Here is a 13,644-nt window from a genome sequence, read left to right on the forward strand (position 1 = left end):
TGACGGAAGGTCCCGGACGTCGGACGGTCCCGCACCCGGTGGGTGCGGGACCGTCGTGCGACCGGGGCCGGCAGGTCAGCGCGCGACGACCGGCTGCGCGTGCCAGATGCGGTCGATGTAGTCCCACATGGACCGGTCGGACGAGAAGAACCCGGACCGGGCGACGTTGAGGATCGCCGAGCGCGTCCACTCCTCCGTGTCGAGGTACGCGGCGTCGACGCGCTCCTGCGCCTCGACGTACGCCTGGAAGTCCGCGAGCACCAGGAACCGGTCCTCGTGCAGCAGGTTCGACACGATCGGCTCGAACACCTTGCGGTCGCCGTTCGCGAACGCACCCGACGCGATGAGGTCGATCGCGCGGCGCAGCGTGCGGTTCTCCTCGTAGTACCGCGACGGCTCGTACCCGGCGGCCACGACCTGCTCGACCTGCGGCTCCAGGAGCCCGAACAGGAAGAAGTGGTCGTCGCCCACGAGCCGGCGGATCTCGACGTTCGCGCCGTCGTCGGTGCCGATCGTCAGCGCACCGTTCAGCGCGAACTTCATGTTGCCGGTGCCCGACGCCTCCTTGCCCGCGAGCGAGATCTGCTCGGACAGGTCGGCCGCGGGGATCAGCGTCTCGGCGAGCGTGACGTTGTAGTTGGGCGGGAACACGACCGTCAGCGCACCCTGCACGCGCGGGTCGGTGTTGACGACCGCGCCCACGTGGTTGATGAGCCCGATGATCTGCTTGGCCATCTTGTAGCCCGGCGCGGCCTTGGCACCGAACGCGAACACGCGCTTGGGGATGCTGGTCGGGTCGAGCTCGCCGCTGACGATGCGCTCGTACTGCGACACGATGTGCAGCACCTTGAGGGTCTGGCGCTTGTACTCGTGCAGGCGCTTGACCATGACGTCGAGCATCGCGTCGGTCGGCAGCGTGATGCCGTCGCGCCGCTCCAGCAGCGCGTTGAGCCGGTCCTTGTTGTGCGCCTTGACGGCACGGAACCGCTCGCGGAACTCGGCGTCGTCGGCCAGCGGCTCCATCTCGCGCAGCCGCTCGAGGTCCGTGACCCAGCCGGGGCCGACCGCGTCGGTGATGAGCTCGGACAGCGCGGGGTTCGCCAGGCGCACGAACCGTCGCGGCGTGACGCCGTTGGTGACGTTGGTGAACTTGTCCGGCCAGTACTCCGAGAAGTCGGGGAGCACCTTGTCGCGCAGCAGCTGGCTGTGCAGCTCGGCGACGCCGTTGACCTTGGCGCCCGCCACGGTCGCGAGGTACGCCATGCGCACGGACCGCTCGGGGTGCTCGGCGATGATCGACATGCGACGCAGCCGCAGCTCGTCCCCGGGGAACCGCTGCGCGACCTCGGCCAGGAAGTCGTCGTTGATGCGGTAGATGATCTCGAGGTGCCGCGGCAGCAGCCGGCCCAGCAGCTCGACGGGCCAGACCTCGAGCGCCTCGGGCAGCAGCGTGTGGCACGTGTAGGCGAAGCACTTCTGGGTCACGGCCCAGGCCTCGTCCCAGTCCCACTTCTTCTCGTCGACCAGGATGCGCATGAGCTCGGGCACCGCGATCACGGGGTGCGTGTCGTTGAGCTGGAAGATGATGCGCTCGGGCAGGTCGTGCAGGTCGAAGTCCTCGGGCAGGACCTTCTCGACGAAGTCGCGGATCGAGCACGCGACGAAGAAGTACTGCTGCTGCAGGCGCAGCTCCTTGCCCTGGGGCGTCGAGTCCTCGGGGTACAGGACCTTCGAGATGTTCTCCGCGAACGTCTGCGCGCGCACGGCGTCGACGTACTCGCCCGAGTTGAAGATCTGCAGGTCGAACGCCTTGGTCGCGCGCGCGCTCCACAGGCGCAGCGTGTTCACGCGCCCGTTCTGGTAGCCGGGGACCATGTAGTTGTAGGGCACGCCGAGCACGTCCCACGCGGGCACCCAGCGCGTGCGCTCGACGCCGCCGTCGTCGTACGTCTCGGTGTGGCCGCCGAAGTGCACCGGCACCGAGTGCTCGGGGTGCGGGAACTCCCACGGCGCGCCGAGCGACAGCCACGTGTCGGGCTGCTCGACCTGCCAGCCGTCGACGAACGTCTGCCGGAAGATGCCGTACTCGTAGCGGATGCCGTAGCCGATGCACGGCACGCTCATCGTCGCGAGCGAGTCGACGAAGCACGCGGCGAGCCGACCGAGGCCGCCGTTGCCGAGACCGGGCTCGACCTCCTGCTCGCGGAGCGTCGCGAGGTCGATCCCCAGCGACGCGAGGCCCTCCTCGACGATGTCGGTGAGGTCGGTCGCGATGAGCGCGTTGTCGAGCTGACGCCCCAGCAGGTACTCGGCCGACAGGTACGCCACCGACTTCGCCTGCGCGTCGAACTGCCGCCGCAGCGTCTCGAGCCACCGTGCCATCAGGTACTCGCGCACCGTCCGGGCCAGGGCGAGGTACTGGTCGTTCACGCTCGCGCGCGCGACGGTCACCCCCTGCCCGAAGTGGAGCTCGCGCAGGAACTCCTTCACGAAGCCCTCGACGGAGTGCTGGGGGGCGGTCACCGGCGCGGTGCCGTTGGCACGATTCTCAGTCACTTGCGCAACGGTAGTTGCCGCGCGGGCCCACGGCCAGGCCGCCCGTCCAGCACGCGGGTCGACGGATGCGGACGGTCGCGACGGACCTCCGCGAGTCGGGCACCCGCCGTCGCGCACCGCGACGCACCGGCCGCGCGGGGCGCCGTCCCGCACGCGACCTGGGCGGACGTCTCGTTGCACAGGTTCGCTCGGAAGGGCAGATTGACCCTCACGGCGGTCCGCAGCGGACCAGCCCACCGGGGCGACCGACGTCCGCAGCCGCGCGACCGCACCCCGGGTGATCGAACTGGGGTGTCGCGCATGGTGCGCACGTCGACCGAGCCGGCACCGTCGGGACGCGAGGACACCCCCGCACCCGCACCCGCGCCCCGCGGTCCGGCGCAGCCGACGCGCGACGCGGGCGACCCGGGCACGGCGTCCGCGTCGCGCTGGGCGCGCGGCGTCGCGCACGTCACCGGCCGCGTGCTGCAGGCGTACGCGCTCTGGCTGCTGGTCACGCTCGTGCTGTTCCCGTTCTGGCCCCACCAGATCCGCGCAGTCGGGCACGTGCTGTCGATGACCAACATCCCCGCGCAGCCCGGGCTCTTCTCGGCGATCCTCGTCGGCGTCGTCGCGTCCGGGGTGCTGCGACGGCTGCGCGCCGCCGTGTGGTTCGTCGTGGTCGTCTGGCAGCTGCCGGTCGCCCTCATCGGCGTGCTCACGCTCGTGCTGGTCGCGACCGGCTCCGCGACCCTCGACGAGCTCGAGGTCACCACGCGCGACGTCGTCGCGTTCTGCTTCTCGCTGCCGATCATCGCGGTCCTCGTGTCGGCGCGGCGCGCGTTCCCCGCCCGCCTGCGACGCGGCGCGTGGTGGCGGGCGGTGCTCGTCACCGGCGCGACGGCGCTCGCGGCGGCCGCGCTCGCCTACACGCTCCTGCAGTTCGACCCCGCCGGTCTCACCACGCAGGGCGACCGGCTCGGCTGGAGCCTGTCGCACGTGCTCGGGATCCACTCGAGCGTCGTCGCGAGCGGTCACGGCCCCGCGTGGGTCGGCGCGCTCGTCGGGCTCGTCTCCGCGGCCGGCCTGCTGCTGGGCATCGCCGTGTTCCTGCGCTCGTCGGCGAGCCCCGCCGGTGAGCGCGCGGCCGACGCGCTCGCGGTGCGGCGCCTGCTGCTCGCGGACCCCGAGCACGACTCGCTGGGCTACTTCGCGACCCGCGACGACCGCTCGGCGGTGTTCTCCCCCGACGGCCGCGCCGCCGTGTCCTACCGCGTCGTGTCGGGCGTGAGCCTGGCCGCCGGCGACCCCGTCGGGGCGCACGAGTCCTGGCCGGCCGCCGTCGAGCGCTGGCTCGCGCACACGCGGCAGCACGGCTGGATCCCCGCGGTCACGTCGACCACCGAGGCCGGCGCCCGCACCTACCGCGACGCGGGCCTGCACCCCGTGCCCATGGGCGACGAGGCCGTCGTCGTGACCCGCCGCATCGACCTCACCAACCCCGCGCTGCGCCCCGTGCGGCGCGCGGTCGAGCGCGGGAGGGCCGCCGGGTACGAGGTCCGCGTGCGCCGCCAGGCCGCGATCCCCGCCGACGAGCTCGCCGCGCTCGTGCGCGACGCCGACCGCTGGCGGCACGGCGAGGAGCGCGGCTACTCGATGGCGCTCGAGCGGCTCGGCGACCCGGTCGACCCGCGCATCGTCGTCGTCACCGCGCACGACGCCGACGGCGCCGTGCAGGGCCTGCTGTCGTTCGTCCCGTGGGGCCGCCGCGGGCTCTCGCTCGACGTCATGCGCCGCTCGCCCGGCGCGGTCGCGGGCGTCACCGAGCTCATGGTCGCCGAGCTCGCCGCCGCATCACGCGACCTCGGCATCGAGAAGGTCTCGATGAACTTCGCGATGTTCCGCTCGACGTTCGAGGTCGGCGAGCGCGTGGGCGCGACGCCCGTGCAGCGGTTCAACCGCCGCGTGCTGCTGCTCGCGTCGAGGTTCTGGCAGCTCGAGCAGCTCTACCGCTCGAACGAGAAGTACCTGCCCGACTGGGAGCCGCGGCTCATGTGCTACGAGGCCGCGGGCCAGCTCACGCGCGTCGTGTTCGCGCTCGGGCAGGCCGAGGGGTTCCTGCCGCGCAACCCTCGCTGGCTCACGAGCGCCGACGACCGATCCGACCGCTCCCCCGAGCTGCACGACCCCGCGTTCGCCGCGGCCGTCGTCGCGCAGGAAGAGGAGCTGCTCGCCGTCACGGCACCGCCGCGCAGGCTCACCGAGCAGCAGCGCACGCGTCACGCCAAGCTCGACGTGCTGCAGGCCGCCGGCATGGACCCGTACCCCGTGGGCGTGCCGCGCACGGCGTCGGTCCGGGCGGCGCGCGACATGCTGGCCGCCGTGCCGCCCGGGACCACGAGCCCCGTCGCGGGTGCGGACGAGCTCGCGGTCGTCGGGCGGGTCGTCCGCCTGCGGGACCTGGGCGGCGTCGCGTTCGCGGTGCTGCGCGAGGGCGGGGCGGAGCTCCAGGTGATGCTCACGGCCTCGGGGTCCGCCGACCTCGTGCTGTGGCGCCGCGTCGTCGACCTCGGCGACCAGGTGTCCGTCACGGGCGCGCCGGTCCGCAGCCGCTCGGGCGAGCCGACGCTGCTGGCGCGCTCCTGGTGCATGGCGTCCAAGGCCCTCACGCCCCCGCCCGACAAGCACCGCGGCCTCGCCGACCCGGAGGCGCGGGTCCGGCTGCGGCACATGGACCTGGCGATGAACGACCGCGCCGAGCACCTGCTGCGTTCGCGCGCGGCCGCGGTCTGGGCCATCCGGTCCTCGCTGGTCGAGCACGGGTTCATCGAGGTCGAGACGCCGATCCTGCAACGCATCCACGGCGGCGCGAACGCCCGGCCCTTCACGACCCACATCAACGCCTACGACCTCGACCTGTACCTGCGCATCGCCCCCGAGCTGTTCCTCAAGCGGCTCATGGTCGGCGGCGTCGGGCGCGTGTTCGAGCTGGGCCGCAACTTCCGCAACGAGGGCGTCGACGCGACGCACAACCCCGAGTTCACGTCGATGGAGGCGTACCAGGCGTACGGCGACTACACGACCATGCGGCACCTCACGCGGGACCTGGTCGTCGCGGCGGCGACCGCGGTGCACGGCGAGCCGGTCGCGCACCGCCCCGACGGCACGGTCGTGCGGCTCGACGGCGAGTGGCCCGTGCTCACGGTCCACGACGCCGTGTCCCGCGCGCTCGGCACCCCGGTGACGCCGGACCTGCCCCTGGCCGAGCTGCGCGAGCTGTGCCGCACGCACGACGTCGCGTTCGACGACGACGAGTCGCACGGCGCGCTCGTCGAGGAGCTGTACGAGCGGTTCGTCGAGGGGCAGACCGTCGAGCCGACGTTCTACACCGACTTCCCGGTCGAGACCTCGCCGCTGACGCGCCGGCACCGCGACGATCCGCGGCTCGCGGAGCGGTGGGACCTCGTCGCGTTCGGCGCCGAGCTCGGCACCGCGTACTCCGAGCTCGTCGACCCCGTCGAGCAGCGCCGCCGCCTCACCGAGCAGTCGATCCTCGCGGCCGCGGGCGACCCCGAGGCCATGGAGGTCGACGAGGACTTCCTGTCGGCGCTGGAGTTCGCGATGCCGCCCACGGGCGGCGTCGGGATCGGCGTCGACCGGGTCGTCATGATGCTCGTCGGCGGGTCGATCCGGGACACGCTCGCGTTCCCGTTCGTGCGGCCGTCCGGCCGGCGCTGACGCGGCGCACGGAAGGGGACGCGCATGGTGCTCGCACTGCTCGCCGCGACGGTCGCGGCCGTCGGCTACGGCGTGAGCACGGTCATGCAGGCCGTCGCGACCCGACGCGCGCAGGGCCTGACGGCGCTGCGCCAGCCGCTGGTCGTCGGCGCCCTCGTGCTCGACGGCGCCGCGTGGCTGCTGTCGCTCGTGGCCCTGGACCGGCTGCCGCTGTTCGTCGTGCAGGCCGTGCTCGCGTCGTCCGTCGTGGTCGTCGTGCTGCTCGCGCGGGTCGTGCTGGGCGCGGCCACGCGCGGGCGGGACGTCGTGTCGGTCGTCGCCGTGGTGGGGGCGCTCGTGGTGCTCGCCGCCGGCTCGGGCGAGCAGCCCGCGGTGACGCCGCCGCCCGCGTTCACCACCGGGATGCTCGTCGCGTCGGGCGTGCTCGTGGCCGCGACGGTGGCTGCGTACGCGCGGGGCGGTGCGCTGCTGCTCGCGACGCTCGGCGGCCTGGGGTACTCGGGCGCCGCGATCGCGGCGCGCGGCGCGCACGCGTCGGGCGGGCTGCTCGACACCGTGCTGCAGCCCCTCGCGATCGCGATCGTCGCGTGCGGCGCGGTCGGCGTGCTCGCCTACCTGCGGGCGCTCGAGCGCGGGTCGGCCGGGTCGATGGCCGCGGTGCTGTCGGTCACCGAGGTCGTGGTGCCGGGGATCGTCGGCGTCGCCGTGCTCGGCGACACGGTGCGCGCCGGCTGGGCCGTGCCCGTGGTCGCCGCGCTGGTGCTCGCGATCGCGGCGTGCGTCGTCCTCGCGACGAGCCCGGCGAGCGTCGCCGCCGAGGCTCCCCCGCAGGATGCTCCCGGCCACCGCCCAGAGGACTCCCAGGAGACCGGCGCACCCTGAGCCGTCCTCGGGTCACCGAGGCGTCCGCAGTCCCGGAGGTGGCCGTGCACGTCGCGATCCTCGACCGTTCGTGGCAGGGGTGGACGGCAGTGGGCGTCGCCGCGCTGCTGACCGTCGCCTGCACCGTCCTGCTGGTCGTGGCGGTGCGTCGCCGCCGGCGCCACCGGCACCCCGCCGGCCTGCTGGCCGTGACGGGCGGCCTGCTGTGCCTGACCCTCGCGGCCGCGACCGGGCTGCTGGGGGTGGGGGTCGCGACGGGGTACGTGAGCGACTGGCGCGGGATCGCGACGGTCGGTGCGACGGCGGTCGGCGACGCGCCCGACGCGCTGGCCGCGGGCCAGCCCGCGGACCCGCCCACGCCCACCACCGCGACGGCCGGTCGCACGTGGGACGTGACGGTCCCGTCGCACTCGCGCGGCGTGCCCGACTCCGACACCTACCTGTACGTGCCGCCGGGCTACTCGCAGGACACGGGCGCGCGGTACCCCGTGCTGTACATGCTGCACGGATCGCCCGGCACGGGCGCCGACTGGTTCACGGCCGCGCACCTCGACCAGGTGCTCGACGGGCTCATCGACGCGGGTACGATCCCGCCCGTCGTGGTCGTGTCGCCCGACCTCGACCTGGATGCCACGGACGAGCCGGTCGACATGCCTGCACCCGGTGCGCTGCGCGAGACCTTCCTGGTGTCCGACGTCGTGCCGTGGGCCGACACCCACCTGCGGACGGTCCCGGACCAGCCCCACCGGGTCGTCGGCGGCATCAGCGCCGGCGGCCTCGGCTCGCTGCTGGTGGGGCTGCGACACCAGTCCACGTTCGCGGGCGTCGTCTCGCTCATGCCCTACCTGGTCCCCGAGGCCCCGGCGCTGCACGCCTCCGACTCGGCCCTGGCCGCCAACGAGCCCCTCGAGGTGATCGGCCGCACGACGTACTCCGAGCGGCTGCCGGTGTTCATCGGGATCCCGAGCGGTGACGACGTCACCGAGGGGCACCGCATCGCCGACGCCCTCACCCAGCAGGGTCTGCCCGTGCAGGTCCGCGACTACGTCGGCGAGCACGACTGGGCCACGGCGCAGGCCATGGCGCCGGACGCGATCACGTGGATCGTCGACCAGGTGGGCTGGACGGCTCCCGGGGGCTCGACTCCTGCGCCGACCGCCACGGCCGGCTGATCGCGGAGCCGGTGCACCGGGCCGTCAGCGCGACGTCCGCCGGTACCGCGCGATCGCGAGCGGCGCGAACACCACGAGGATCACGACGACGCACAGCAGCGTGTAGAGCGCCGGGTGCTGCATGGACCACGCGTCGGGCACGGCCGCGTTCGGGTTGGTGTTGCCGAACAGCTCGCGGCACGCCTGCGTGAGCGTCGAGACGGGGTTCCACTCGACGACCCGCTGCAGCGGCCCCGGGAAGGACTCGAGCGGCACGAACGCGTTCGACACGAACGTGAGCGGCATGATGACGATGAACGACGCGTTGTTGATGACCTCGACGCTCGGCACGAGCACGCCGACGAGCGCCATGATCCAGCTCACCGCGTACGCGAACACGAGCAGCAGCGCGAACGCGGCGACCGCGTCGACGAACGACCCCCGCACCCGCCACCCGACGAGCAGGCCCGTGAGCGCCATGATCGCGAGCGACAGCACGTTGTAGACGACGTCGGACAGCGTGCGCCCGGCCAGCACGGCCGACTGCGACATCGGCAGCGAGCGGAAGCGGTCGATGATGCCCTTCTGCATGTCCTCCGCGATGCCCGCGCCCGTGAACGTCGCACCGAAGACGACGGTCTGCGCGAAGATCCCGGGGATGAGGAACTCGCGGTAGTTCACGCCGTCGCCCGGGTCGATCGCGCCGCCGAACACGTACGCGAACAGCAGCACGAACATGATCGGGGAGATCAGGACGGCCACGAGGATCTCGGGCACGCGCAGGATCTTGATGAGGTTGCGCTTGGCGACGACGTGCGTGTCGGTCACCGTGCGGGCGAGCGAGCTCATCGCGTCTCCTCCTGGACGTCGTCGGCCGTGCGGCCCGTGAGGGTGAGGAACACGTCGTCGAGCGTCGGGCGCCGCAGCCCCGCCTCGAGGACGGCGACGCCGTCGGCGTCGAGCCGGTCGAGCACGGCGCGCAGCACGCGCGTGCCGTCGGCCACCGCGACCGACAGCGCCCGACCGTCGCCGTCGGCGTGCACGTCGTCGTCCGCCGCCGCGACGGCCGCGAGCGCGGCGCGGGCCGCACCGGAGTCGGCCGCGTCGGCGAGCAGCACCTCGACGCGCTGCCCGCCGACCTGCGCCTTGAGGTGGTCGGCCGTGCCGCGCGCGATCGCACGGCCGTGGTCGATGACGACGATGTCGTCCGCGAGCCGGTCGGCCTCCTCGAGGTACTGCGTCGTGAGCAGCAGCGTCGTGCCCTGACGCACGAGGTCGGCGATGACGTCCCACATCTGCAGCCGGCTGCGCGGGTCCAGGCCCGTGGTCGGCTCGTCGAGCACGACCACCGGCGGCTCGGCGACGAGCGCGCACGCGAGGTCGAGCCGGCGCCGCATGCCGCCCGAGTACGTCTTGGCGGGGCGTCCGCCGGCATCCGCCAGGTCGAACCGCCCGAGCAGCGCGTGCGCGCGGTCCCGGGCGCGGCGCCGCGGGAAGCCGTAGAGGCGCCCGATCATCTCGAGGTTCTCGGCCCCCGTGAGGTTCTCGTCGACCGCCGCGTACTGCCCCGACAGCCCGATGCGGCGGCGCGCCTCCTCGGGGTCGCGCAGCACGTCCGCACCCGCGACGGTCGCCGTGCCCTCGTCGGGACGCAGCAGCGTGGTGAGGATCCGCACCGCCGTCGTCTTGCCCGCGCCGTTGGGCCCCAGCAGGCCCAGCACCGTGCCCTGCGGCACGTCCAGGTCCAGGCCGCGCAGCGCCTCGACCTGGCCGTACCGCTTCACCAGCCCCCGTGCGGTGATGGTCGCCGTCATCGCTCTCCCCGTGGTCGTCGTGACGTGCGTACCGACCGGCGCCGCACCCCGAACTCGTCGGGCCCGGCGGCCCTGCGCACGATGGTCGCGCGGACCACCGACACCGACGCGGCGAAAGCCGCTGACAGCGCGGGCCCGGGTGGGTCAGGATGACGACCCCGCGCCGTCGCGGCCCGCCACGGGCGCACCACGGAGGCGCCGCGGACGCGGTGGCACGGCCCGGTGAGTCCCGGCGCCGCCGCAGGTCCGTCACTGCACACCCACCGGCACCGCCGCGCACCACCTCCCACCCGCCGCCCGGCACGCCCGACGCACCCGCGCCCGTACCGCCACGACCGAGGACGCCCCATGACCACGCCCGCGACCGCACCGCCGCCCGACGACCGACCGCCCACCCGCACCGGCGCCGGGACCGACGCCGACGTCACGGCCGACGCCGCACCGGACGCCCCGCTCACCGACGCCCCCCTCACGGCCGCGGCCCGCCCGCGCTGGCGCCGCGACGTCACGGTCTTCCTCACCGGCCAGACGTTCTCGCTGTTCGGCTCGATGCTCGTGCAGTACGCGATCATGTGGCACCTCACGCTGCAGACGCGCTCGGGCACCGTCATGGCGGTGTACGCCGCCGTCGGGTTCCTGCCGCAGGCCGTCGTGTCGGTGTTCGGCGGCGTGTGGGCCGACCGGCTGGACCGGCGCCGGCTCATCATCGGCGCGGACGCGACGATCGCCGCGACCACGCTCGCGCTCGCCGTGCTCATGCTGTCCGGCTACGACCAGCTGTGGCTGCTGTACGTCGCCGCCGCGATCCGCTCGGCCGGCGCCGGGATCCAGACCCCGGCTGTCAGCTCGCTGCTGCCGCAGATCGTGCCGACCGACAAGCTCATGCGCGTCAACGGCGTCAACGGCACCATCCAGTCGGCCATGATGCTGCTCGCGCCCGCGGTCGCGGCCGGTCTGTACGCGTGGGCGTCGATCGAGGCGATCTTCTTCGTCGACGTCGTCACCGCGCTCGTCGGCATCGGGCTGCTGCTGCTCGTGCCCGTGCCGCGCCTCGTGCGCACCGACCAGGAGGCCGGCGTCCGCGGCTACCTCGCCGACCTCGTGGGCGGGGTCCGGTACGTCGTCACGCACGCGTTCGTGCGGTGGGTGCTGCTGCTGTGGGGCGTCGTGTTCGTGCTGATCGTCGCGCCGTCGTTCCTCACGCCGCTCATGGTCGTGCGGTCGTTCGGCGACGAGGTGTGGAAGCTCACCGCCAACGAGCTGGCGTTCAGCGTCGGCATGACGCTCGGCGGCGTCGCGGTCGCGTGGTGGGGCGGTCTGCGCAACCGCGTGCACATGGTCGTGCTGACGACCCTGCTGTTCGCCGTCCTCAACGTGGGCCTCGGCCTGTCGACGAACATGTGGGTGTTCTTCGGCTTCATGTTCCTCATCGGCCTGGGCGTGCCGTTCTTCTCGACGCCCACGATGACCGTGCTGCAGGAGACGGTCGAGCCCGAGCGGCAGGGCCGCGTGTTCGGGTTCGTCGGCGTCGTCATGGCCGTCGCGATGCCGCTGGGCATGGCGGTTTTCGGGCCGCTCGCGGACCGGCACTCCGTCGAGTCGCTCCTGGTCGCCGCGGGCGTCGCGCTGCTCGTGGTGGTCGTCGTCAGCGTCGCGCTGCCGTCGGGCCGGCGCGCGATGGCCGCGGCCGACGCGTCCGACGGCACCGCACGGCCCGCCCCTGACGGGACCGGCGTGGAGGGGACGCCGGCCGACGCGTCCACGTCGCAGCGCTGACCGGACGCGGGAGCGCCCCGTGCGGTGCGGCCTCGAGGAGGTCGCACCGCACGGGGCGTCAGCCGGAGCAGCCCGGTGGGCCGCCGGCCCGGCGGGGCGTCAGCCGGCGAGGCGGGGCGTCAGCCGGCGAGGCGGGCGCGCACGAGCGCGCTGAGTGCCTTGCCGTCGGCACGGCCCTGCGCGCGGGCCGTCGCCTCCTTCATGACGGCGCCCATGTCCTTCATGCTCGACGCCCCCGTGTCGGCGACGACGGCGTCCACGAGGGCCACGAGCTCGTCCTGCGTGAGCCGGGTCGGCAGGTACTCGTCGACGACGTCGGCCTCGGCGGTCTCCGTCGCGGCACGGTCGGCGGCACCGGCGTCGGCGTAGATCTGCGCGGACTCGCGGCGCTTCTTGGCCTCGCGCGCGAGCACCGTCAGCACGTCGTCCTCGGTGAGCTCGCGCTCGACCGGCCCGGCCTTCGCCTCGTGGCGCACGGCGCCGATGAGCTGGCGCAGCGTGCTGGTGCGCAGCGTGTCGCGCGCCTTGAGGGCGGTCGTGAGGTCGGCGGTCAGTCGGTCGAGGGTGCTCATGCCCCCATCCTCGCGGTGCGGACGGGGCGTCGCCTCATGATTCGCGGCGGACGGCGGCCCGAGGTCGCACCGTCACCAGGACGCCGTGACGACGTCCGTCATCTCCTCCACGGTGAGCGTCACGGGGTTCCCGCGCGTGCTGGACGCCGCGAGCGCGTCCGCGACGACGGCCGGCACGTCCTCCTCGGCCAGCCCGAGCGCGCCGAGCCCGGGCACGTCGAGCGCCGTCACGGTCTCGGCGAGCCACGCGACCGCGTCGTCCGCGCGCGCGGCGGGGCGCCCGGTCAGCGCGGCCGCGGCGTCGTCGTACCGCGCGAGCCCCGACGCACCCGCGTCGCCCAGCCGACGCAGCGCCGCGACGTTGGCGGCCGTCGTCGCGGCCAGCACCGCGGCGCACACCTGCCCGTGCGGCGCGCCGAGGCGCCCCCCGAGCGCGGCGGCCAGCCCGTGCACGGCACCCAGCTTCGCGTTGGCGAGCGCCATGCCCGACAGCAGGGCCGCGATCGCGAGGTCGGTGCGCGCGTCGGCGTCGTGGCCGTGGTGCACGGCCCGGACCAGGCTGCGCCCGGCACGCACGAGCCCGTCGCGCGCGAGCGGGTCGGTCAGGGGCGTGGCCCGCGGCGTCGTGCACGCCTCGAGGCACTGCGTGAGCGCGTCGGCACCCGACGACGCCGTCAGCGCGGGCGGGCAGCCGAACGTCAGCTCCGGGTCGACCACGGCGACCGCGGGCAGCATCGCGCGGCCGCGCAGGCTCGCCTTGACGCCCCGCTCGGGCACGCGCACAGGTGCGTTGGCGGTGACCTCGGCACCCGTCCCGGCCGTGGTCGGCACGGCCACGACGGGCAGCGCACCGTCCGGCAGCGGCATCCCGCGGCCGACGACCTCGAGGTGGTCGAGCACGTCGGAGTCGCCCGGCGCGAGCACGGCCACGCACTTGGCCAGGTCGAGCACCGACCCGCCGCCCCAGCCGACGACGACGTCCGGGCGGACCTCGCGCGCGTGCGCGACGGCGGCGCGCACCGCCTCGACGTCGGGCTCACCCCGGTGCCGCCACACGTGCGCGTCGCGCCCGGCGGTGAGCGCGTCGACGTCGGCGGAACCACCCGCGACGACGAGCACGCGGGGCCGCCGCGGGCCGCCGCCGACCCCGTCCGCCGCATCGGCGAGCTCGTCGAC

General features: G+C 74.2%; 9 protein-coding genes. 4 read left to right on the forward strand and 5 right to left on the reverse strand.

Annotated features, from left to right (window positions below; all coding sequences use genetic code 11):
* Positions 1-75 precede the first annotated feature (75 nt).
* Complete coding sequence (locus tag ATM99_RS17590; RefSeq protein ID WP_062104097.1) at positions 76-2,556, reverse strand: glycogen/starch/alpha-glucan phosphorylase; 2,481 nt, start codon at positions 2,554-2,556, stop codon at positions 76-78.
* 300 nt (positions 2,557-2,856) lie between these two features.
* On the opposite strand from ATM99_RS17590, the gene lysX reads away from it, so the two are divergent.
* Genes lysX through ATM99_RS17605 form a run of 3 tightly spaced genes read left to right on the forward strand, consistent with a single transcriptional unit; the run spans position 2,857 to position 8,327 of the window.
* Positions 2,857-6,273 carry a bifunctional lysylphosphatidylglycerol synthetase/lysine--tRNA ligase LysX gene (gene lysX, locus ATM99_RS17595; RefSeq protein WP_082660014.1) on the forward strand — a complete coding sequence of 1,139 codons (3,417 nt, stop codon included), beginning with the start codon at positions 2,857-2,859 and terminating at the stop codon, positions 6,271-6,273.
* Positions 6,274-6,297: 24 nt separating this feature from the next.
* Positions 6,298-7,155 carry a hypothetical protein gene (locus ATM99_RS17600; protein WP_062104098.1) on the forward strand — a complete coding sequence of 286 codons (858 nt, stop codon included), beginning with the start codon at positions 6,298-6,300 and terminating at the stop codon, positions 7,153-7,155.
* 44 nt (positions 7,156-7,199) lie between these two features.
* Positions 7,200-8,327 (forward strand): esterase family protein, encoded by a 1,128-nt coding sequence (locus ATM99_RS17605; protein ID WP_150118355.1) that lies wholly within the window; start codon positions 7,200-7,202, stop codon positions 8,325-8,327.
* 24 nt (positions 8,328-8,351) lie between these two features.
* On the opposite strand, the gene ATM99_RS17610 is transcribed toward ATM99_RS17605, so the two are convergent.
* Together ATM99_RS17610 and ATM99_RS17615 are read right to left on the reverse strand one after the other, a co-directional pair.
* On the reverse strand, positions 8,352-9,155 hold the full coding sequence (locus ATM99_RS17610) for an ABC transporter permease (RefSeq protein WP_062104100.1): 804 nt from the start codon (positions 9,153-9,155) through the stop codon (positions 8,352-8,354).
* Positions 9,152-10,120, reverse strand: a complete 969-nt coding sequence (locus tag ATM99_RS17615; protein WP_062104101.1) for an ATP-binding cassette domain-containing protein — start codon at positions 10,118-10,120, stop codon at positions 9,152-9,154. The genes ATM99_RS17610 and ATM99_RS17615 overlap by 4 nt, the downstream gene beginning before the upstream one ends.
* Positions 10,121-10,468: 348 nt before the next feature.
* Between ATM99_RS17615 and ATM99_RS17620 the strand changes: the two genes are divergently transcribed.
* A complete protein-coding gene (locus ATM99_RS17620; RefSeq protein WP_082660012.1) occupies positions 10,469-11,896 on the forward strand; it encodes an MFS transporter in 1,428 nt (475 codons plus the stop codon).
* 119 nt (positions 11,897-12,015) lie between these two features.
* Here the strand turns inward: ATM99_RS17620 and ATM99_RS17625 are convergent, their stop codons facing one another.
* Both ATM99_RS17625 and ATM99_RS17630 read right to left on the reverse strand, forming a co-directional pair.
* Positions 12,016-12,468, reverse strand: a complete 453-nt coding sequence (locus ATM99_RS17625; protein ID WP_062104102.1) for a GatB/YqeY domain-containing protein — start codon at positions 12,466-12,468, stop codon at positions 12,016-12,018.
* Positions 12,469-12,540: 72 nt separating this feature from the next.
* The coding region (locus ATM99_RS17630; RefSeq protein ID WP_062104103.1) for an iron-containing alcohol dehydrogenase at positions 12,541-13,644 on the reverse strand (1,104 nt) is incomplete at its 5' end.

The organism is Cellulomonas sp. B6 (genome assembly GCF_001462455.1).
In the GTDB taxonomy this organism is placed as follows: Bacteria; Actinomycetota; Actinomycetes; order Actinomycetales; family Cellulomonadaceae; genus Cellulomonas.

Bases quoted from the DNA above. Each gene is read 5' to 3' on its own strand.
- lysX (WP_082660014.1), top strand. From the start codon at position 2,857: ATGGTGCGCACGTCGACCGAGCCGGCACCGTCGGGACGCGAGGACACC.
- ATM99_RS17600 (WP_062104098.1), top strand. From the start codon at position 6,298: ATGGTGCTCGCACTGCTCGCCGCGACGGTCGCGGCCGTCGGCTACGGC.
- ATM99_RS17610 (WP_062104100.1), bottom strand. From the start codon at position 9,155: ATGAGCTCGCTCGCCCGCACGGTGACCGACACGCACGTCGTCGCCAAG.
- ATM99_RS17615 (WP_062104101.1), bottom strand. From the start codon at position 10,120: ATGACGGCGACCATCACCGCACGGGGGCTGGTGAAGCGGTACGGCCAG.
- ATM99_RS17620 (WP_082660012.1), top strand. From the start codon at position 10,469: ATGACCACGCCCGCGACCGCACCGCCGCCCGACGACCGACCGCCCACC.
- ATM99_RS17625 (WP_062104102.1), bottom strand. From the start codon at position 12,468: ATGAGCACCCTCGACCGACTGACCGCCGACCTCACGACCGCCCTCAAG.